Source organism: Alteromonas sp. G4i13 (genome assembly GCF_054960505.1).
On record NZ_JBHNYX010000061.1, the window covers coordinates 1 to 20,825 of the forward strand.

Here is a 20,825-nt window from a genome sequence, read left to right on the forward strand (position 1 = left end):
ATTCAGCCAGGTAAACCGCAGCAAAATGGCTTGGTTCTGGCGACTGGATTATAACGAAGAAAGAACACATGAAAGTCTGGGTAACCTGCCTCCGGCAGCTTACCGAGAAAAGCTAGAAAACTCTAATTCAGCCCTGTCTCATTAATGGGGAAGTAGACAACGCCATTGAACCGTTATACAGCGTTATCCACGAAGTCATTAAGAAGCGGAAGATCTTCCGCAGTGATGGTTTTGTAAGAAAAATGGCGTACTTAAAAATAAAAGATGCCAGCAAAAAATGGTCGATGCCGATTCGAAACTGGCGTAAGGCGATGAGTCGTTTTATTATTGAATCCGAGGAACGCCTCAAACTCAATAACTAATGGAAGTTACACAGAATCTGTTACAGGCTCTGCTCTACTGATAAGTATTTCTTCACGAAGTTCACTACAAAACCTATAAGTAATTTTATTATCTTCTAAATTGAATTTAGTGAGTAGAGGCATCACGACCCACTCTTCAACTCCTTGAGAATTAATGATATCGCATTGCACCGCAGTTGTTCCGAGGTTAAACAGTAATTCTTCAATCAATTTACGGCTCTTTATCTCCAAATCAACTGCTTCCTCTAATTGAGACATCGTTATTGTAAATTTTATTTCTTGTCCTCTAGTCTTTTCTAGATAGTTTTCTATTGATTTTTTTTCAGTACTCTCTACAGCTGCCAGCATTTCATCTCTTGCGTTTCGCACCAGTGTATTCAAAATTTTGCACTCCACCTGGTTATGAAAAAAGTAAACGTTACCCTGCTATAGTGGTAGCGCACCCAAATGGTGGTGTAAAAGAACAAGTAGCAGGCTTGTATGCTCAACGTCTAGCGGAGCTAGGCTATATCACAATAGCAGCTGATGCTGCGTATCAAGGTGGCTCTGGCGGTGAACCGCGCTATATCGACATCCCACCTAACAGAATCAACGACATTCATGGTATGGCAGACTTCATTAGTGAGTTTAATGGCGTAGATGCAAACAGATTAGGTGTGCTCGGTATTTGTGGAGGCGGTGGCTATTCACTTGCGGCAGCACAAACAGATAAACGCTTTCAGTCAGTAGCGACCTTATCTATGTTCAATTCTGGACGGGTTCGCCGTAATGGATATATCGATTCACAGCTTGATACCATACAGCAGCGGTTGAGTGAAGCAACAGAAGCTAAAAGGCTCGAAGTTGAAAATGGTAATGTGGAATATGTAGGTGGCCAGAGTCTAACTAGAGAACAAACCGCAAAGTTGCCCTTTGAACTATATCGAGAAGGTCTTGAGTATTATGGTTTTACTCATAATCACCCAAAATAAATCAGCCTTTATTAATGATTGCAGGGAGCGAAGCAGATTCCCTTTATATGTCAGAAAATGCTTTTGAGCACGCTGTTAATGCTAAGGAAAAGGAGTTGTACTTGATTGATGGCGCTAGCCATATTGAGACGTACTGGAAATCTGAATACGTTAGTGAAGCTATAAATAAGCTCAATCAGTTTTATAAAGCAACACTGGATATGGAATAGTAAATCAAATAGCGAAAAGGTAATTTGTTTACCATGGGACAATTTTATTTCTTTTCTATGTTTTGAGTATGTGGGTAGCAAGCGCATAAGAGTAATAAGGTTAATTGGTACCCATTCTCGCAATGTCTAATACTGTTTAGTATTAGACATTGCTTTTATTAAATTCTTTCCGTGAGGTGTGTATGCTGCTACAACACTATAGATTACAAAACAATCAAGATGGTCATTCATTCCTGCAATGTGTTTCGATCTGAATGATATTTTTTCGCAACGCTCATCGCGTTTACAGTATAATTGCTGGTTAAGCTCTATAAGTCGGAGGTCACTTATGTGCAAAGCTCTGCAGCATTTAGAAATGGTTAACGTTTCTAAGAAGTCTGCCGCAGGTTTCGCGCGCAATTTACTCCACGCTTACCTCACCGTGTAATAGCGTTGCGCAGGTTTTATGCAGTTAAAATTGGGCAGTCAGGCCGAAGTAAAAGCTGCGACCCGGGGCGGGCTCGAAATAACCCCGACTGCTTACTTCCCGGTCGGCATTGGCGTTTACTCTGACATTCGAAAAATACATCTTATCGAACAGATTACGCACACCGGCCTGAATTCGCAAAGTAGAATTAATATCATAGCCAACCCGGCCGGTCACCAGCCAATACTGTGCTATTTCCGTTGTATTGCTGTTTTCTGCATAGAAGTTACCACTGAATGTACCTTCCAGTTCCACTCGCCATGCATTTTGTTGCCAGTTGAGCTGATTAATCCATTGAATTTGGGGTAAGCCTGGCATCCGGTTGCCATCCAGGTTGTCGCCGCTGAGTGCGGCAAAGTCACCAAACTCATAGCGGGCCAGTGTCAGCGCGCTACGCCATTGCCAGTGTTGGTTAAGTTGCCACTGAAGGGCCGTTTCAAGGCCATGGCGGTTGGTCTTGCCGGCATTTTCATAAAATGCCCGACCGTCAATCTCGTAGGCAATGAGTTCGTCGGTAACGCGGATTGAAAACAGCGCTACATCATAACTTAAATCGTTGTACTGGCCGCGCCAACCGAGCTCAAGACTCACGGTATCCTGGGGTTTTAAGATGGGATTGAAGCCGCTGCCCTGCGGGTTGGCAAACTCGGTAAAGGTAGGTGACTCGTAGGCTGAAGCGACATTGGCGTACCATTGGTGTTGCGTGCCTGGCCGATAGCTTATACCAATGTTGCCATTCCATTGGTGATAGTGGCGCTCGCCTGAGCCTACCGCACTAAGGCCGAGCCGGTCGTTTATCGACATTGCAAGATCATCATAACGCACGCCGGTGGTCAGGGTGAGGGTGTCAAAGAGCAACCAGTCGACAATGGCAAATACGCCAACTGAAGTGGCTTGCTGCAATTCATCTGCGGTTTGCTGCGTGACAACTTTATCCGGAGTGACTCTAAATCGGGTGCGGTCGTCTTCCTGACGGCGGATTTCTGCGCCTGCGGTATACCTTACTGGCCAGCCAGCGTTCTGCCAGTCCTGAGAAAGCTCAATACTGCCGCCATAAAACCAACGGTCGTACCTAATCAGACTGCTGCCAGGAAAGGGTAGCTGCTGGGTAAAGTTGCGGTGAGTAGCAAAGGTATTGGCAGACCAACTGCCATATAAGATGTCCTCATCGTGGTAAACCAGTCCGATGGTTTGCTGTGCCACTTGCTGCCCGCTGTTTAGCCTGCTGGCCATAAAGGTAGCCTGGCGTCGATCTGAAGCCACTTGCGCGACAGTAAGGCCTCCCGGATCCTGTGCTTCAGGCATATCCATCAGCGAGGTGATTATCGTAAAGCTTTTAGTGTCACTGAGGTCCCAGCGCAGTTTACCGCGCAGGGTACTTTTCTTTACCTGACTTTGCTCCCGGTAGCCGGCAAAGTTAAGGTGGCTTATGCTGATAACCGCGTCGATGTCGTTCTCGCGGGTACCAGCCTGCAGGTTTACTTTATAAAAATCATGGCTGCCGACATTCAGACTGGCATTAACTCCTTGCAGGCTATCGCCGGTCACAGTGGTGATATCAATTGCGCCGCCAGCACCATTACCGTACTGCACTGCTGCTGCGCCCCGGATAACCTGTAATTGTTCAACGCTGTTTAAATCAATATCATCCACCTGGGTTTGGCCGTCAGGCAATGTGTAAGGGATGTCATCAACCTGCAATTGCAAGCCGCGCACACCAAACGGAGCGCGCGAACCGAAACCGCGGATGGATATCCGCAGGTTCTGAGCAAAGTTGTAGCGATTCTGAAAATATACGCCAGGCACAAACTTAAGCGCTTCGTTTAATTGCAGTGCTTCCTGCAGTTGCAGTTCCTGCCGGGCATCGAGTAGCGAAACTGCCGCCGGGGTAGCAAAGAGATCCCGTGATAATCTCGTTGAAGTCACCTTTACTACTTCAATATCTTCAGCTGCTGGTGGTCCCGCTGATGGTGTTACTGCTGCAGCAAGCAGAGGCGGGCTCATGAGAAGTATGGTTAATGTTAGTGAGGTCATTAGGTGATGCTGAGTCATATTGGCCTTGCTGATTCAGTCGTTAGTTGTCGATGTGTCGCGAACAGGTGAGTTCATGAAGTCATCGCTTTATAGGGGTTATTTCCGTTTTGCGGGCAGGGGATCAGGGACGAAAGCGAACATGTTCCCGTTGCAGGTCCTTTATGCTGCTGCAGCCCATGAGTCGCATGTCGCGTTCAATTTCAGCCTGCATGAGCTTAAGGACCCGCTCCACACCTGGTTGTCCGGCCGCCGCCAGTGCATACAGGTACATCCGCCCAATTCCCACCGCTTTTGCGCCCAGCGCCAGTGCTTTGAGTACATGTGAGCCACGCTGCACGCCGCTGTCAAAAAGAACGTCGATATCATTGCCTACTGCGTCGACAATTTCGGCCAGTTGATCAAAAGAGCTGCGTGAGCCGTCAAGTTGGCGCCCGCCGTGATTAGAAATCACGATACCGGTGCAGCCAATGTCTACTGCACGCCTGGCATCTTCAACGCTCATAATGCCTTTTAAACAGAACTGACCATCCCAAAAATCAACCATGTCGGCCACATCCTGCCAGTTCATTGCCGGATCCAGCATATTGGTAAAATAATCACCGATAGAGCTGCTGCCGCCGTCCATGTCAATATGGGCCTGCAGTTGTGGTAGGGAGAATTTTTCGTGGAGCAGATAGTTGATGCCCCAGGCGGGTTTACTGGCAAATTCAACCATGCCGCCCAGGGTCAGACGAAAGGGTATCGAAAAGCCGGTACGTAAATCCCGCTCCCGATTGCCACCGGTGATTGAGTCTACCGTCAGCATCATAACTTGTATGCCACTGGCTTTCGCCCGTTCCATCATGGCCCGGTTAAGCTCGCGGTCTTTGTGAAAATAAAACTGATACACCTGGGGAATATCAAAATCCTGTGCAATTTTCTCCATCGACACGGTGCCCAGCGACGACACGCCGAACATAGTGCCAAACTTTTCGGCGGCGGCCGCAACTGCATATTCACCTCGGTGGTGATATAACCGTTGCAGGGCGGTAGGAGAGCAGTACACAGGTAATTCAAGTCGCTGACCCATCACCTCGATACTCAGATCAACATCTTTGACACCGCGAAGTACCCCGGGAATTAAATCACACTGATTAAAGGCTTCAGTGTTACGCCGCATGGTTACCTCGTCATCGGCACCACCGTCGATGTAATTGTAGATTGGGCCTGGCAGGCGTTTTCTCGCCAGGGTTCTGAAGTCCTGATAGTTGTAGCATTGGTTTAAGCGCATAGCGTGTTACTGCCTCTGTTCGTTACTGCGATTGGGGTGGGGGCGAAGGTGAGCGTTGCTCAATAGTTCCCCGATCGGCCTGGATGTATAAAAACTGGTTAGCCGGAATATTGTGAAACGTACTGACACTTCCTGTTTTGTCTGGCCATTCAATAGTAATGGTGTCGGCCTGGCTGGCGTCACCCAAACCAAAGTGCAGGGTTGACGGCGCACCGCTTAAAAATCCGCCGCCTGCGCGTACTTCCTGCAACTGGGTAGTGTTGCCGGTAGTCACATGCACTTTAGCGCCCAGTGCCCGGGTGTTTTGCGTACTATCGCGCAGGGTGATGGATAAGTAGTTGTTGCTGGCGTCATCGTTGTGACGATTGGCATACAGTACCGGTCGCTGTTCGTGGTTACTGACCACAATATCCACATCACCATCCCGGTCGTAGTCCATGCAGACCACGCCGCGGCCAGAAAAGGTATCGGTGATCCCCCACTGACGACTGCGTTCTGTGAATGTACCGTCCTGATTAGAAATAAAAAGCCGACTCGGGGTGTTCTCAAACTCAGCCATGGCTTGCTTCAGGCGACGATACGCCAGAGGGTTACCAAGGTGGCGGCTAAGTTGTGGCGGCAGATCAAAACCGTTAACGTGAAATAGATCCAACCAGCCATCGTTATTAAAGTCGGCAAAGCATGCGCCCCAAGCCCATAGCCCTTCGGCCACACCAGCCTGTGTTGTTGCATCCTCCAGCCGACCCTGGTGATTGTGGTACAGGCGGTTACCACTGACCCCCCAGCTACCTTCCGGCTTGCCGTTCGGGTCCCAGATACTGCTAACAAACCAATCCAGGTAGCCATCGTTATCATAGTCTGCAACGGCAGCCCCCATGCCATTTTGATCTGAGATCTCATGGGTGTGGGTCTCTTTAGCAAAGGTACCGTCGCGGAGGTTTTTATACACCTGGCTGGTTTCAAAATCTGCTGCAAACAACAAATCCAGCCAGCCATCATTATTGATGTCGGTAAAGTTAGCGGTAAATGTAAAGTCTGCATTGCCTACCAAATCTGTAAGGCCTGCCTCGGTATCCAGGCCTTCAAACCAGATCCCCTCCGAGCTGCTTATGTTGCGCCACAGGTGGGTAGGCTGTTCGCCGCCCAGTCCGGGGCCGCGCCAATGGTTGGTCAGCATGTCAACGGTGCCATCTTTATTGACATCGGCAAAAGCAAAAGACCAACTGGTAAGCTGTACTTGTAATCCGATGTCAGCGGCAACATGCAACTTTTGTTGCGCATCGTTGAGGTATAACGTGGGAAGTTGGGAGTCTGGCAACTGCATCTTTTGACCGGTGACGGATGGCAGTTCGGGCTGCAGCAGGTTGGAGGTGAATAAATCCAGATCGCCGTCGCCGTCAATGTCTACCATGGCTGCACCGTTAGACAGTTCAACGCTGGTTAATCCCCACACTTTACTGACATCGCTAAAGGTGCCGTTTCGTTCATTTTTATACAGTACATCCGCTGTTGCGTCGCCGGTTGCAAAAAATAGATCCGGCCAGCAGTCACCATCAATATCGCCGGCCGCCAGTCCACCGCTAAAGATCAGGCGTTGTGCCGAAGACAGGGAATAGTTCTCCCAATTGATGTGATGTTTGTGAGCTAACCCGGCACTCACAGCCACTTCATCAAAACGTTTGGCACTTTGATGGCGGCTATGGTGCTTGGCGAGAGACTGATGCGTCGGCGCAGAGTGGGAACAGCCAAATGCGTCATCGCTAAGAAACGCAGCAGGGAGGGCCGGCCCCGGGGCCTGATTAGGCAGACTGGTGTGAGTTGGCTCCAGGTTTATGGCTACAGGTTGAGGAGGAGGCATATGACCGCGAAATTCTGCTACGAGGCGGTGCTCGTCAGGGGCTGGTGCATTGCTATCAGGTACCCATTTCGCCATACAGGCTCTATCGGTAATACAAGGATCGGTAAGGCTGGCTAGAAAGGCCTTTAAATCGTCTATCTGCGTTACTGTTAGGGTCAGGCCGTCAGGCAGCAGGCTGCTGCCTGCGGCTTGCTCTCGGTTAAGCTGAGCCAGTGCACCCTGGGTGTGTTGTTTACTGTCGCTAAGCAACCCGGCAACGTGCTTCAATTGCGGGTTGTTAGCAAAACTAAAGTCAAACTGACTAACCGACTCATCCGGTGCCAAATGATGCGCAATGATGGCATCAAGATCCGTGAAAGCGCCAGCGTGAGTGTAGGGGGCGGTTGCCGTCACGTTTAGTAGTGAGGGAGTACGAAATCCGTATCGGTCTTTGTCTTGTTGTGTTACGCCGCGGCGGCCAAAATCTTCCCCATTGGGTTGTTTACCACGTCCAATCTGCACCGCAGCAATATTATGAAATTTCTCATCTGTAAAAATTGGCGGCGTATGGCAGTTTATACAACCTGCACCGCCCTTATCCGGGCTGGTTAAAAATAGCTTTGCGCCGCGCTTCTGACTGGCCGTCAGTGCGTTGGTTTTACCGTTAACATAGTCAAACCAGGGGGCATCCAGCAAGATTTGTGTAGACTGATAATAGGAGATAGCAGTTTCGATATTGGCAAATGTAATCAGCGAATTCGAGCTGCCAGTGGGTGAGGCGAAGGCCTGCCTAAAGAGCTGCAGCCACTGCTGTACATTTTCGCTTTGTTTGAGCCGTTCGATCAGCGCGTGGCGTACCCCATCGTTAGTACTGTCGGCAGCAAAGGTATGGCCACGCATTTCATCGGTGGATATCACCGGGAAGCGCACCTGAGTGGCGAGTAAATCACGTCCTGCAGAGCTATCGCCCTGCCACAAATTACTATCCGGTGTCCGGTGGCGCTGATCTTCACCATGGGAGCGTAAGGTCGGATCAAGCACAAAAATGCGCCCGTCATAAAACATCGAGCGGCTGTATAATGACGCGTTAAACGTGGTTTGAGAGTGTCTGGCAACATTGGGTGTACCGTCAGCTTTTGGATCGGCCGAACGCTGCCAGTCGTGCCAGCGTCCGGGTCCTACCCAATTGTCATTATACGGTGACTCGCCAACCGGCAGGCTGAGGCTATCGCCCCCGGCAAGATATGGATGATGGCAACTGGCGCAGGCAACATCCTGATTACCGCTGAGTGATTTACTAAAGAACAGCTCCATGCCTAACCGAAACATTGGTGTTTCAGTTGACGGCGACACAGTATCAACCGTAAATGCATAAGAATCACTCAAGCTGTCTAACAGTTTGCTCAGCGCCTGCTCTTCATTGGCTTCCAGCCGCGCATTGCCACTGGCGCTGAACAGCGTCAGCAGTGTTACCATATATACCTTACCGCGACCAATGAGCCCCATTACCTTTTCCTTTCTTACCTTACTTAATAGCGCTAACTGCGCTGCAACTACTGCCGCGCAAAAACTGGTTATTCACCAGGCGAATTTCCAGGCCATCAGCAGACGGGCGGATGCGGTTTATCTTTACATCGCCCTGATAGAGCGTGCGGGTTTCGCCTTGTTCGCGACCAATATCTTTGCAGTTAGGGCTGTAATAAGCGGCATACTCAGTTTTTTCGGCCTGCTTTTTCTCGAACACGGTAACCACTCCGGTGCCACATTCCGCCATTGCGTAGATATCATCATCCTGTGCGTATACCTGTACCGGCTTTGCTTCTTCGTCATTTATCCAGTGAATATGTTTATCTGGCGTGCGGACAAAAAAGCCGCCCTGGCAACTCACGCCTGTCATTGGCTTAGCTGCGCTGATTGCCTGGCTGCAAAACAACGTCATTAGCAGACCAGTGGTAACAGGAAGCATTAATTTATGTTTGTTGTTCATGGGGGTTCTCCGTTATCTGGGGGGCTTACCAAAGCCAATCCAACTATTAAAATTGCCTGCTACCACTATTTCGTCATTCTCAACTTTGAGCGGTAATGCGGGCAGGTTTCGTGGTGCCGGGCCGGCCATCACAACTCCGCTGTCTTTGGGGTTAAACACAGACTGGTGGCACGGACACATGTAGTTTTCCTCGTCTGTCATCCAGCCGGTGACCGGGCAGCCAGCATGGGTACAGATGGCTGAATAAGCCACCACGCCACTGGCCGATAGTGCCTTGGTGTCATTGGAAAGCTTGCTCTCGGGGAACTTTTGCAGCAGCACCTGGTTGTAGCGTGAGCCGTCGCGGACAATGTTATTCTGCACGTCGTAGGGCAAAATGAGCTGTTGTTTGTCGAGTTCGGCCAAATCGGATAGTTTTATAATCTGGCCGCGTTTGCTTTTACTGAAATACGTCAGTCGGTCGCCGGGTTGTGGTGGCAGTCGCTCAGGTCGGTTCTGAGCAGCTGACAGCTTGCCGCTGACAGAGAGGTTGGCAATAGGAATGGCAAAGGCCAAGTACTTCAGCATGTCCCGACGAAAGCCATTATCTGGTCCATCATAATCCGCCTGGCAGCACCGGGATTGTCTGACATTGTCAGATGTACGATTTTTCATAGGATACCTTCTTACTACTTTATTGAATCTGTTTATGTACAACGAACCTGGAAGCCGGCGCCAATGCGCCGACTTTCGTCACCCCAAAGAGACTTAATCCGGCAGTGCAAAGACCCAGATTACCCCGCCCTCAGGGACATCTGCGATCCATTCACCAGATTCATCTTTGTCGGCCAGAACACTGTTGGTCCAGTGTGCGTCTACGCCATAGCCAGCGGTAATAGCGATATACTGCTTACCGTCAACTTCGTAGCTCACAGGGGGCGCAATGGCCGTTGAGTTAAGCGGGAATTCCCACAATACTTCGCCGCTTTCGGCGTCAAAGGCGCGTAGTATCCGGTCGTTAGTACCAGCACCAAACACAATGCCGCCTGCTGTCGATAGCACAGGGCCCCAGTTCATGGTTTTGCCAAAGTCGTGTTGCCAGACTTTTTCGCGGGAATTGATATTCCAGGCCTGAAGTTGACCTACACCCTTGTTAGGGTCATCAAGGTAAACATCGAGGTCGGGAATATCGATGCCAGCCCAGAATTGCCCGGATGCAGGTTCAACATCATCCTGAAATTTGCCGAGGAATGAGTTACATACGTTGTCATTGGCCGGCACATAAACCATGCCGGTTTGCGGATTATAAGACTCGTAAGGCCAGTTTTTACCGCCCCACAGACTAGGGCAGTAATCCACCCGTTTACCCGTAACCGGAACATGATCATAGTCATAGGTAGGGCGACCGGTTTTTTTATTAAGCGACTTAAAGGCGTTATTTTTAACAAAGGGTTTGCCTTCAACATAACCTATTTCACCGTCGTCACTGCGCTCCAGCCAATACATGTAGCCATTACGCTGAGGTGAGACCAGGCCCTTAACCGTTTTGCCATTTTGTTTAAAATTAACCAGCATTGGTGCATTCATGGCGGCCCAGTCCCATGAATCATTGTAATGGTACTGGAAATGGCCTTTGATCTTGCCGTTGTCCGGGTCCATGGCAATCGATGAAGCCACATAAAGGTTATCCCCGGGGCGCTGATCACCGAGCCATGGTGAGCCGTTACCCACTCCCCAGTAAAGTATGTCGGCCTCTGGATCGTAGTTACCCGGCATCCACATGCTTCCGCCACCATATTTCCATGCGTCGGGACGTTTTCCTTGTTTTTTCCAGGTTTCATGGCCTGGCTCACCCGGACCTGGTACGCTGTATGTGCGCCATGCCTGTTCACAGGTTTCGGCGTCCATCGCTTCTAAAAAGCCCCGCACGCCATACTCGCCGCCAGACGGGCCGACCAGTATCTTACCTTTCACCGGAGTGGGCGCCGAGGTGATATAAGCACCGATACTCCAGTCACCAATCTGCGCCTGACAAATGCGTTCCCCGGTTTTGGCATCCAGCGCATTCAAAGTGCCATCAAGTCCGGCGACATAGACTTTGTCGTCCCATAAGGCAATGCCGCGGCTGGTGTTATGCATCACCGACAGATCATAAGGATTGTCATGCTTATAGCGCCAGTAAACTTGCCCGGTTTTGGCATTCAATGCGATCACGTGATTATAGGGTGTTGAAACAAACATGACGCCATTATTGATCTGGGCGGGAGCCTCATGCCCGGAGTCCAGGTTGGTGGAGTAGGTCCAGACAGGTGTGAGCTTTTTAACATTCTTTTTATTAATTTGCTGAAGTTCACTGAACATCCAGCCTTCGTAATTCCCTTTGGGTAGCAACCAATCTTTGGGATTTGCTTCGTTTAACCGCTTTTGCGTGACAGGTGTGTAGTCTTCAATTTCTTTTGTTAGCTTGGTCAGACCGGCGGCTGATGCATAAGAGCTAACCATGATACCTGCTAACCCCAGACAGCAACTCAGGTAGCTCAGATGTGGAGCACTAGTTTTTTTCATTTTTTACCTCTAAAGTCGTTTTGTTCGAGCAGAATGCCTAAATCAATTAACATGCCAATAACATTTCCCGATGATTATATTCTTAATATGTTGATTTTTATGAGGTTTGTTGGGGCGTGCTGTTTCGTTGAAAAAATTAAGTACAGAAAGTCGTTTGAGTGAAGAAACACCTGTCGCAGCGTTAATGCAACAATGAGACACTTTTCGGTTGCGGTTGGCAGACTCGCACTTACCAATATTTGCCGAGCCGTTTTGCCGCATCTTCCCTGCAGGGCTTTTAGCTACTAAGTAATAACACTTAAAAAACAATAAGTGATTGTATTTGTTTTATTTTTCTCTTTGTTTGATGGTGGGGCGGCAAACGGATCCACATCAATGTGGCGGTAAATACAAGAAAAAATGCAAATTTGAAAAAAATGTTACAAAATTGCATCATTACGTTAATTTGATAAGGTGTTGAATAGTTGACCAGGGGAATTGCCTGATGCTGCTAGTACATTGCCTGCAATAAACTAAGAACGGAGTACGACGGTAATGATGAAACAAACTTCGCAATCTATGGACGTTAGTGGTGCTGAAACATTTATGTCGGCCGAATTTCAGCTTCGAAATATTCAGCCGACAGAACCGATTTCCCGCTCATGGCAACGTAGCTTGCTAAAGCACGGCCTTGATCCGCATGCGACCAATGAGGTTGAAGTTTTATCGTCCTCAGAGATGCGATTGCAATTGCAGCAACAGGAAGACTATTTAAATATTGCCCGGCAGGGGCTAACTGGTTTATCCAAGCGAATTTCTGATGCAGGCTACTCGGTAGTGCTAACCGATGCTACAGGGTTAACCCTGGCGACAAATCTACCTAATCGGGAAAAAGTCCGCAGCAAAGAGTCAGGATTACTTATCGGGGCGCGTTGGGCGGAAGATCAGGTAGGTACCAATGGTATTGGTACCTGTCTGGTTGAAAAAGAGTCGATTATTATTCACCGGGATGAGCACTTTTATCACAGTCACAGAGACTTAAGTTGTTCCGTTACCCCTATATTTGATCCCATGGGGGAATTACGTGGCTGCCTGAACGCGTCATGTCTTGGCGCTGACAAAAACAGAAGCAGCCAGTTTATGACGCTGCAAATGGTCATGATGTACGGTCGAATGATTGAAAACAGTTATTTTCGCAAGACCTATCGTAATCAAATGACGTTGAATATCCGTCCGGCGGAAAGCTTTTTCGATTTGGCGCAGGAGCAGCTATTAGCGGTTAACGAAAGAGGCGTTATCACCGGGGCAAATCGTTCGTCATTTTTTGAATACTCGTCACTGCTGCCAACTGATCAACTGCTCCCGGGGAGCCGGTTACAAGATATCATTGGTATTTCTATTGATGAGTTACTTACCAAAACAAACGGCGGTAGCAATGTTATAAAGGTTTATTCGCCGCTATTACTGGAAGAGATTGAACTGGCATTGCGGGTGCCTGGTTTCCGGTCGGTGGCGTCTGCATCGGTTCGGACTGCTGCTAAAGCAGCCTCTCCCTTAACGTCAGGAAAGCATCCTTCACTGAACGAGTTAGGTGGTGAAGATCCACGGATGCACAGAATCGCGCGACAGGTTCTGCAAGTTATTGATAAAGACATTCCAATTCTAATTACCGGCGAGACCGGCACGGGTAAGGAAGCCTTTGCCAGGGCAATCCATGATGCCAGTGCACGGGCCGACGGTGCCTTTATCGCATTAAATTGCGCTGCCATTCCTGAAACGTTGATAGAAAGTGAGCTATTTGGTTATCGCAGCGGCAGTTTCACTGGCGCCAATAAAAATGGTATGAAGGGCAAGCTGGAACTGGCCAATGGCGGAACCCTGTTTTTAGATGAAATTGGCGATATGCCTGTGCAGCTGCAAACACGCTTGTTACGTGTGTTGGCAGAACGGGAAACAATGCCATTAGGTGCCACCGAGCCGACGGCTTTGGACTTACAGGTTATTTCTGCCACCCACCAGGATCTGCGAGCGCGTATAGACCAAAAGGAGTTTCGGGAAGACTTTTACTACCGCCTCAATGGCATGGCTCTGAAACTGCCACCGCTAAGGGAGCGTACTGATAAATCGGCTATTATTGCCAATGTAGTAAGACGGGAGCTACAGCACTTGGGTGATTATCAAATTGATGAAAAGGCTCGCCAGGCGCTGGAAATGTATCACTGGCCTGGCAACATACGCCAGCTAATGAGCGTGTTGAAATATGCCGCTGCGGTGAGCGAAAACAATTTGATAACGCTTGATAGTTTGCCAGATGAGATTCTCGATCATCATTCGCTGGATGCGTTAGATACGGAGCAAGAGACTGGCGTTGTCAAACAAAAGGCTTTGTCTAAGTATGCAGGCAGTCACGAAGGTCAGTTATTATTAGACACGTTAAAAAAACACCGGTGGAATATTACAACGGTGTCAGAAGAGCTCAGTATTTGCCGTTCAACGGTCTACCGAAAAATGAAAAAATACAATATTGTACAGCCTAACGATATTTACTAATAATCTGAGTTTTATTATTTGAACCGTTAATTGTCGAAAGGTAATTAACGGTTTTTTATTTCCGTAATTAATTGTTGCATTATGCTGCAAATGGCGTGCGACACTAGTTTAATTTTTAAGAAAAATGATTTTTCTATAAAGTCCGTATTAATTTAAATTTCCTTTTAAATTAATGGTTAAACTTAATTTTTACAATTTAATTACAATGGCATGTTCTTTGCCATCCCTTATTTGCGAATGAAAGTTTAAATTCCAAACAGGGGACACAATGAAATGCAGTTTAATAAAATAGTACTAGCCACTTCTGCCTTAGCACTGACTTATTTTAGTCCGGCTTCATTTGCGCAGGAAAAAAGCCGGATTCAGTTGTCTGGTGCGGTGATGCAAAGTTGGCAGGCGGGGATGGAAGTCGACGGCGCAGCTGCGGACCCGGGCAATGCTAACACTGACTCTGGTTTTCATCGTTTGCGCTTTGCGTTAAATATTAATGCGCAGTTGACAGACAAGCTATCTGTTTTTGCCGAACTCGCCGAGGAGCCCAACGACTGGAATAACGGCAGCGCTGCTATCAGCCAGGATTTAGCGTGGATACAGTATCAGATTAATCAGGAGGTGGGCGTCAGACTGGGTAATATGATCGCTACCACGCAGAACTTCCTGCGCTACTCTGATGGTGCGGCAGTGCAAAGCAACCCATTTGTTGGCAATAGCCTGGTTGACATGATCACAGCAGAAGAAGGTTTGTGGCTATATGGGGTACATAAACTGGCAGGCGGCAGCAGTATTACCTGGGACGGTACGTTGTCGACCTCGGACTTTTTCGCGGACTTTTCCGACGGACGAGGATACAACTACGGCTTACGCGGAACCTATAATTTAAGCAATGGTTTATCGTTTGCCGCAGGTGTTTTTTCCACCAATCATGAAATGAGTGCTGTAGAAGGGAAGACCGCTGGCTCGTTGATTGCTGTGGGAGACGGCGATAACTATCAGTTTGCCAGTTCGGCTCCGAATGCCAGAGTAACCCACCCGTTGATTGTGCCGGGCGTTGACGCCTTTATCTGGCAGGCTGATGTGCAGTACATGACCGATACAGTTATGTTTCATGCCTTGTACGGGAGTGCAAAAGACGATTATAGCTGGGAAAATGGCCAGGGGGCGTTTCAAACCAGCTATGTAGAACAGGAATCTGAAATGAAGTTTTGGTCTGTAGAAGGGCGCTATATGATTAATTCAGAGTTTTATGTTGCGGCCCGTTATGCCGAATCAGATAACGAAAGTGTTGGTATTACCGACAATAACACCGCAAGCCGTTTGCAGTTGGGCGGCGGCTGGTGGATGAATGATTTCACGTTATTCAAAGCTGAATATGTTAAGCAAGAGGAAGAACAGTATTCCGGAGGCGGTACTGCAGCATTCGGTGCTGCTGGTGGAGCAGAGTGGGACGGTATTATCGTTGAGGTCTCAGTGACGTTTTAATCTGTTCATTGCTTTGTGAGTATATAAAAAGCCGCAGCATCAACCTGCGGTTTTTTTAATTTTAAATTTAATTGTTTATAAATATAACGTGATTATTTCTGGCGTTTTTAACTGATAATCTAATACTATTTTGAGGGGGGGGAGCCTGAGTCTTCTGAAAAAAATAATCAGCTTCTTCCACTGATGAATAAATATCTATTGAATTGATTATTAAAAAGGCGTTTTCGTCAAATGAATTGTCAGGTTTTTGCTCAGTAAAAAAAGTTAGTGAATCTTCGATGGCTAATTTACATAACACTAACTCAGATCTCTTCCTGTCAAAGTTAGCTGGAATTTTTGTGCTGAATATTTCAATTGTCTGCTGGTTAACTGAATTGGTGTATGGGCAGTTAATTTCAAAAATAGGTATGTGAATTCGGCTTAGTTTATTTTTTAATCTTGTCATGATTAACTTTCACGTAAAATAGGCTATGGGTACCGCTGAAAACTTTTTATAAATGCTGCGGCTAACGCTGTTTGTAACAGTAAAAATATAATATGAACTATGTGTTGTTTTCATTTTCCTTTTAGCTTCGTGATACAGAGGGCTGCAGCCCTAACAAAACTGCTAGTAATTGCCGTTTCGGCAAAAAGCGCACTGTATACCGCCACAATGCGCTTTGTTAATGGATCAATAAGGCTTAGTTTTGCACATAGGCGACGTGGGTGCGGGTATATTCATAGAGCCCGTGTTTGCCGTCGGCACCGCCAATCCCGGACTTACGGGTACCGGCATGAAACCCTTGCATGGCTTCAAAGTTCTCACGATTAATGTAGGTTTCGCCATAGTCAAGTAAGTCAATTGCACGCATGGCCTGCCTGAGATTTCGGGTGTAAACCGAGGATGTCAGGCCGTATTCAGAGGCGTTGGCTAATTCAACGGCTTCCTCCAGGCTGGCAACTACTTGCACGGGCAAAACCGGTCCAAAAATCTCTTTTTGCATTATCTCCATGTCTGAGTGGCACCCTGCAAGAACAGTAGGTTCGTAATGAAATCCCGAGCCTATATCTGCAACTTTACCGCCGGTGATGACTTGTGCACCCTCGCTTTTCGCCTTACTCACCATGGATATGACTTTATCCAGACTGGCCTGGTTAATGAGTGGTCCCATTTCCAGATCGGACTGTTTCATTGGGTCACCATAGCGCGTCGCTGCCATCGCACTACTCAACTTTTCTATAAATTTATCGGCTACCGCGGTGTGCACGTAAATTCGTTCTGCGCAGTTACACACCTGGCCTGTATTGATAACCCGGGATACCTTAATTGCATTGACTGCCAGGTCGATGTCGGCATCTTCAAGCACTATTGCCGGCGCCTTTCCTCCCAGTTCAAGGTTGAGTTTGGTAACATTTGGCGCGGCGGCTGCCATAATGGCTGAGCCAGTAGCTACGCTGCCGGTAAAGCTGATCATATCGATTTGGCTGTTTGACGTTAACGCTTGGCCTACTCCATATCCAGTGCCACAAACCACGTTAAAAACACCCGCGGGTAAATCAACTTCGTCGAGCAGTCGGGTAAATTCAAAGCAATTGTTTGGCGTTTCTTCACTAGGCTTTATAACGATGGTGTTGCCGGTGATCAGTGCTGGCGCCATTTTTCGTGCAATCAGAAAAAACGGAAAGTTCCAGGGCAGGATCCCGGCGACTACACCCAATGGTTTTCTGAACATAAAAATGTTTTCACCGGGCCTGTCGCTGGTGATGATTTCGCCTTCAATTCGACGTGCCCAGCCAGCCATATAATCTAAGTAATCGGCTGTGAAATTTACTTCAACGGTTGCCAGACTGAGGACCTTACCTTGTTCTTTGGTAATTACTGCTGCCAGGTGTTCCGCGTTTTGTCGCAACTTATCGGCAATTTTGTGCAAATATTGTGCTCGTTCAATCGCGGGTTTCGCTGCCCAGGCTTTTTGTGCTTTCTTCGCTGCTGTTATGGCCGCTTCTACCTCCGATGTATCCGCATTGGGTACCCGGGAGAGTAGCTCGCCGTTCGCGGGATTAGTGACCTCGATATAAGATGCTGAATGAGGTTGAAACTCACCATTAATATAATTTTGATATACAGGTATCTCAGACATACGCGATTCTCTTAATTTAATCATGAACATATCGTGTGACACGCACTGCGGATCAAACTGTGCAGTGGTGTCGCTTCATGGTTACCTGAGCAATCGGCGCACCATTTTTTAGAGATATTGCTGATTGTCTTTATGTGTTTGAATATATGTCTTTTTTTCATATTTTCTGAATGTGGAGCATATTCAGGGCGCAGCAGAATCGAGCTGATTTGCATCAGCTGTAGCATCGCAATTGTCGCATTTTTTTTACAAATGAAGCCGCCTTACGCCAATGTGGCCTACCGTTAAGCGTGCATAGGTTTCTATATATTTGTCTTTAATATTATGATTTTTATTGAATTATCAGTGTTGTTGGCGGTGTGCCCGGGCTGCTAATAACAGTAACGTAAGACTGGTATGTGAATTGCTGATTATTGTTACTTTAATGTGAGTTAAGAAGGCTAAGCATGATAAATACAAAATCAACCCGTTGGATCATGGTCGTTGTAGTGATGTTCTCATCAATTGCAGAGAGTGCTGAGGAACGCATTGTCTGGCAGCAAGGGGTAGATTACATAGCAGTCAAAAAACTACCAGGGGCAAGGAGTGACAAGCTATCGCCGGCCATTCCTGAAGCAACCGTTAAACAGATGTTGGCAGGGTTGAAATATGAGGAAGAGGCGAACGTACCCGACTTACTTGGCTATGATCATGAGTCCGCCAGTGTATTTTCTGCCTCACTGGCCGAGCGTTTAGGACAAAAAGTGTATGCTCAATTGGTTCAGTTGTCAGCAGGCGAAGTCGTGACGTTTTCGGTCAGCGAAATCGCCCCCCAAATATTAGGACTGGGAGGTAAACCCGTGACGACTTCTGGAACGCTGTTTTATGCCAATGGCGCGTTGCAGCTAATTGTTGGCGAATTGCGGGTTAACTTCAAGAAGCGTTATATTCGGGCGGGTTATCCAATTCAAAATGGACGTTACCCAACACATGCTGAAATGGCGACCTTTCGTTTGGAAACGGGAAATCTTAACGAAATGTCAGGCGCAAAATGGAAATTGTTGCCGGGGGGCAAAGTCCAGCAACAGGTGCGACCTGATTGGATTAGTGTTGTTGTCACTGCAAGGTCGACAAATGATTCGACGGTATCCGGCGTGTTCGGAGTATGAGAATTATTAACGCTATAGACTAGACATAGTGATAGATGCATTCAAGTCTGGTGTCACGTTTACACAGTAGGTATTTTGAAGAAAACATGAAATGAATTGTCGTTAAGATAAGTAAGTGAACTCGTCTTTGGTACTGAAGTTTGGTACGAGGTATGTGGAAAGCCTTGCGATATATCGACACAAGTGCACTAACTTATCTGTTTGATGAGTGACGGCGAAAACGACAGAATGCAAACTAAAGCCGTCTATTTGTGCTAAATGTCTATTGTTACCTTTGTCTTGTTCGGGCAAGGCTTGCAAGGAAATACTGTTTTACCTGCGTTTTTGCCTTACGCGATCCGGTAGCTGACCGATGCTGCTCGAAGTTGCAGTAAGCTGTCCGTTTCCACTAAAAAACCACGTTCAGTGTTTTCATAGGAAAGAATATGTAATCTCCGATCCGCTTACAAAACAGTCATCTAGAACGATATACTAGTATGACCGCTTTTGATCAAACTGAGACTATCAGTACTTTTCTAAGATATGCTATTTCCAAGTTCATAATAATGTATTTTGGTGCTCAGAGCTTACGTTGTGAACCTTTGCGTATTCTGTCTCTGTGTGCCGGGGCTACATAAATTTCAACTGTCGTTTTTACACTGGCATGGCCAAGTTCTTCGGCTAACATAGTTTCATTCAATTCATCTAATGCTTGAGTAGCGCCGGTATGCCTCAACCAATGTGATGATGCACCGGCAATATCAAGCGCCTGTTGTTTCTTTCCACTCTTCATAAGAGTAGAAATAACCAAATCAAACGCTTCTTCAACAATATTATTGACACTGTCTTGCTTAAGCGGTTTACCAGTTTTCATTGATGGGAGGATTGGAGTGTCCTCATCAATTCTAGGAAGGGGGGCTAAGTCCATCGATTCACGGTATCTACCCAGTACATTTTCGATATATGAATCAGGCACCGTTACTACACGTTCTTTTTTTCCCTTGCCTACAACATGCAACACCCAGCCTTCATTACTAGGATCCGGTCGAAAATGATTGAACAAAGGGGTGTAATAGTCACGAGAAGATAATTCCGAAATTCTTAAGAACAATACTTTTAGGGATAACACTACAAACCTGTGAATTTCAAACTTCGGGTTTTCGTCAGCTGCAACCGTAAGGCATTGGATAAATGTTTCCCAGACTTCATCATCAAACGTATGTGGTGGCTGATATATTTTAACTTTGATCAGATATTTGCAGTTTTTCTTGGCGTCCGCCAAATAGTTACGCATAACCAGCTCAGCATCGATTAACCATTTAAAAAAAACATTTAATGATGCATATGAATTGCGAAGTGACGTTTGGCTGATTTTATAGGCATGTTTAGTACTGGAAGCCTTTCCAGGTGCTATCAACGATTCGATTTTCCGATTTGCCTTAGGCGTGCGATGCACGAAAGGGCGCCATTCTGGATTGACAACACGAATATCTGAATTAGGTCTGTATTTAAAGCGGCTCGATATTGTTGTATCAGCAATGAGTGTTTTGGGTGGTGACCAGATCCAATCGATATACAACTTTATATCTTCAAGTTTAGTATCTAGAACAGATTTTTCGCGTTCGCGCCAGCAAAACAAGGTAAATCTCTCAGCCTCATTTCTGAACCTTGATTGAGTGCCTTTTGCATTGCTTAAGCCTGTCACCAAAAAATTAAGCAATTGCTTCAAATCGTTTTTTGCAGGAATGCCTTGTTGCTCAAATGAATCAAGATACTCAGACAAAGTAGGGTACACCGATTTAAATTCATGAGTGTCAAGAATATCTCGCTGTGACGCTTGAAGGTCGATGGTGTCAGTAATGGGATGATATTTCATTTGAGCAGCATAAC

General features: G+C 47.2%; 15 protein-coding genes and 1 pseudogene. 6 read left to right on the forward strand and 10 right to left on the reverse strand.

What is annotated here, in order from left to right:
* Positions 1 to 158: 158 nt before the first annotated feature.
* A pseudogene (locus tag ACFI6J_RS19680) lies at positions 159 to 362 on the forward strand (IS256 family transposase); the annotation flags it as partial.
* 6 nt (positions 363 to 368) lie between these two features.
* Here ACFI6J_RS19680 and ACFI6J_RS19685 read toward each other — a convergent pair.
* On the reverse strand, positions 369 to 743 hold the full coding sequence (locus ACFI6J_RS19685) for a hypothetical protein (protein ID WP_239220275.1): 375 nt from the start codon (positions 741 to 743) through the stop codon (positions 369 to 371).
* 50 nt (positions 744 to 793) lie between these two features.
* Here ACFI6J_RS19685 and ACFI6J_RS19690 point away from each other — a divergent pair, with 50 nt between their 5' ends.
* A complete protein-coding gene (locus tag ACFI6J_RS19690; protein WP_239220274.1) occupies positions 794 to 1,333 on the forward strand; it encodes an alpha/beta hydrolase in 540 nt (179 codons plus the stop codon).
* A gap of 47 nt (positions 1,334 to 1,380) precedes the next feature.
* Entirely contained in the window at positions 1,381 to 1,542 is a 162-nt protein-coding gene (locus tag ACFI6J_RS19695; RefSeq protein ID WP_239220273.1) for a hypothetical protein, read from the forward strand.
* A gap of 451 nt (positions 1,543 to 1,993) precedes the next feature.
* Here ACFI6J_RS19695 and ACFI6J_RS19700 read toward each other — a convergent pair whose 3' ends face one another.
* The 6 genes from ACFI6J_RS19700 to ACFI6J_RS19725 all read right to left on the reverse strand — a co-directional run bounded on the left by ACFI6J_RS19700 (position 1,994) and on the right by ACFI6J_RS19725 (position 11,680).
* Positions 1,994 to 4,042, reverse strand: coding sequence for a TonB-dependent receptor family protein (locus ACFI6J_RS19700; RefSeq protein WP_458726305.1), 2,049 nt, complete (start codon positions 4,040 to 4,042; stop codon positions 1,994 to 1,996).
* A 121-nt stretch (positions 4,043 to 4,163) separates the two neighbouring features.
* Positions 4,164 to 5,312, reverse strand: a complete 1,149-nt coding sequence (locus tag ACFI6J_RS19705) for an alpha-hydroxy acid oxidase (protein ID WP_156077897.1) — start codon at positions 5,310 to 5,312, stop codon at positions 4,164 to 4,166.
* A gap of 22 nt (positions 5,313 to 5,334) precedes the next feature.
* Entirely contained in the window at positions 5,335 to 8,655 is a 3,321-nt protein-coding gene (locus ACFI6J_RS19710; RefSeq protein ID WP_156077898.1) for an FG-GAP-like repeat-containing protein, read from the reverse strand.
* 19 nt (positions 8,656 to 8,674) lie between these two features.
* A complete protein-coding gene (locus tag ACFI6J_RS19715; RefSeq protein ID WP_069945400.1) occupies positions 8,675 to 9,136 on the reverse strand; it encodes a hypothetical protein in 462 nt (153 codons plus the stop codon).
* Between the two features lie 12 nt (positions 9,137 to 9,148).
* The gene (locus ACFI6J_RS19720) at positions 9,149 to 9,790 is read right to left on the reverse strand and encodes a QcrA and Rieske domain-containing protein (protein WP_458726306.1); all 642 of its coding nucleotides are present in this window, start codon (positions 9,788 to 9,790) and stop codon (positions 9,149 to 9,151) included.
* 93 nt (positions 9,791 to 9,883) lie between these two features.
* Positions 9,884 to 11,680 carry a PQQ-dependent dehydrogenase, methanol/ethanol family gene (locus ACFI6J_RS19725; RefSeq protein WP_232380369.1) on the reverse strand — a complete coding sequence of 599 codons (1,797 nt, stop codon included), beginning with the start codon at positions 11,678 to 11,680 and terminating at the stop codon, positions 9,884 to 9,886.
* Between the two features lie 534 nt (positions 11,681 to 12,214).
* Here ACFI6J_RS19725 and ACFI6J_RS19730 point away from each other — a divergent pair.
* Both ACFI6J_RS19730 and ACFI6J_RS19735 read left to right on the forward strand, forming a co-directional pair.
* A complete protein-coding gene (locus tag ACFI6J_RS19730) occupies positions 12,215 to 14,209 on the forward strand; it encodes a sigma-54-dependent Fis family transcriptional regulator (protein ID WP_232380368.1) in 1,995 nt (664 codons plus the stop codon).
* Between the two features lie 381 nt (positions 14,210 to 14,590).
* Positions 14,591 to 15,688 carry a hypothetical protein gene (locus ACFI6J_RS19735; RefSeq protein ID WP_458726307.1) on the forward strand — a complete coding sequence of 366 codons (1,098 nt, stop codon included), beginning with the start codon at positions 14,591 to 14,593 and terminating at the stop codon, positions 15,686 to 15,688.
* A gap of 67 nt (positions 15,689 to 15,755) precedes the next feature.
* Here the strand turns inward: ACFI6J_RS19735 and ACFI6J_RS19740 are convergent, their stop codons facing one another.
* Both ACFI6J_RS19740 and aldA read right to left on the reverse strand, forming a co-directional pair.
* Entirely contained in the window at positions 15,756 to 16,133 is a 378-nt protein-coding gene (locus ACFI6J_RS19740) for a hypothetical protein (protein ID WP_202942900.1), read from the reverse strand.
* 235 nt (positions 16,134 to 16,368) lie between these two features.
* Positions 16,369 to 17,808, reverse strand: coding sequence for an aldehyde dehydrogenase (gene aldA, locus ACFI6J_RS19745; RefSeq protein ID WP_202942899.1), 1,440 nt, complete (start codon positions 17,806 to 17,808; stop codon positions 16,369 to 16,371).
* A 446-nt stretch (positions 17,809 to 18,254) separates the two neighbouring features.
* Between aldA and ACFI6J_RS19750 the strand changes: the two genes are divergently transcribed.
* Positions 18,255 to 18,956, forward strand: a complete 702-nt coding sequence (locus tag ACFI6J_RS19750; RefSeq protein ID WP_156077901.1) for a hypothetical protein — start codon at positions 18,255 to 18,257, stop codon at positions 18,954 to 18,956.
* A 559-nt stretch (positions 18,957 to 19,515) separates the two neighbouring features.
* Here ACFI6J_RS19750 and ACFI6J_RS19755 read toward each other — a convergent pair.
* Positions 19,516 to 20,825, reverse strand: a 1,310-nt coding sequence (locus ACFI6J_RS19755; RefSeq protein ID WP_462586339.1) for a tyrosine-type recombinase/integrase, incomplete at its 5' end; no start/stop codon positions are given.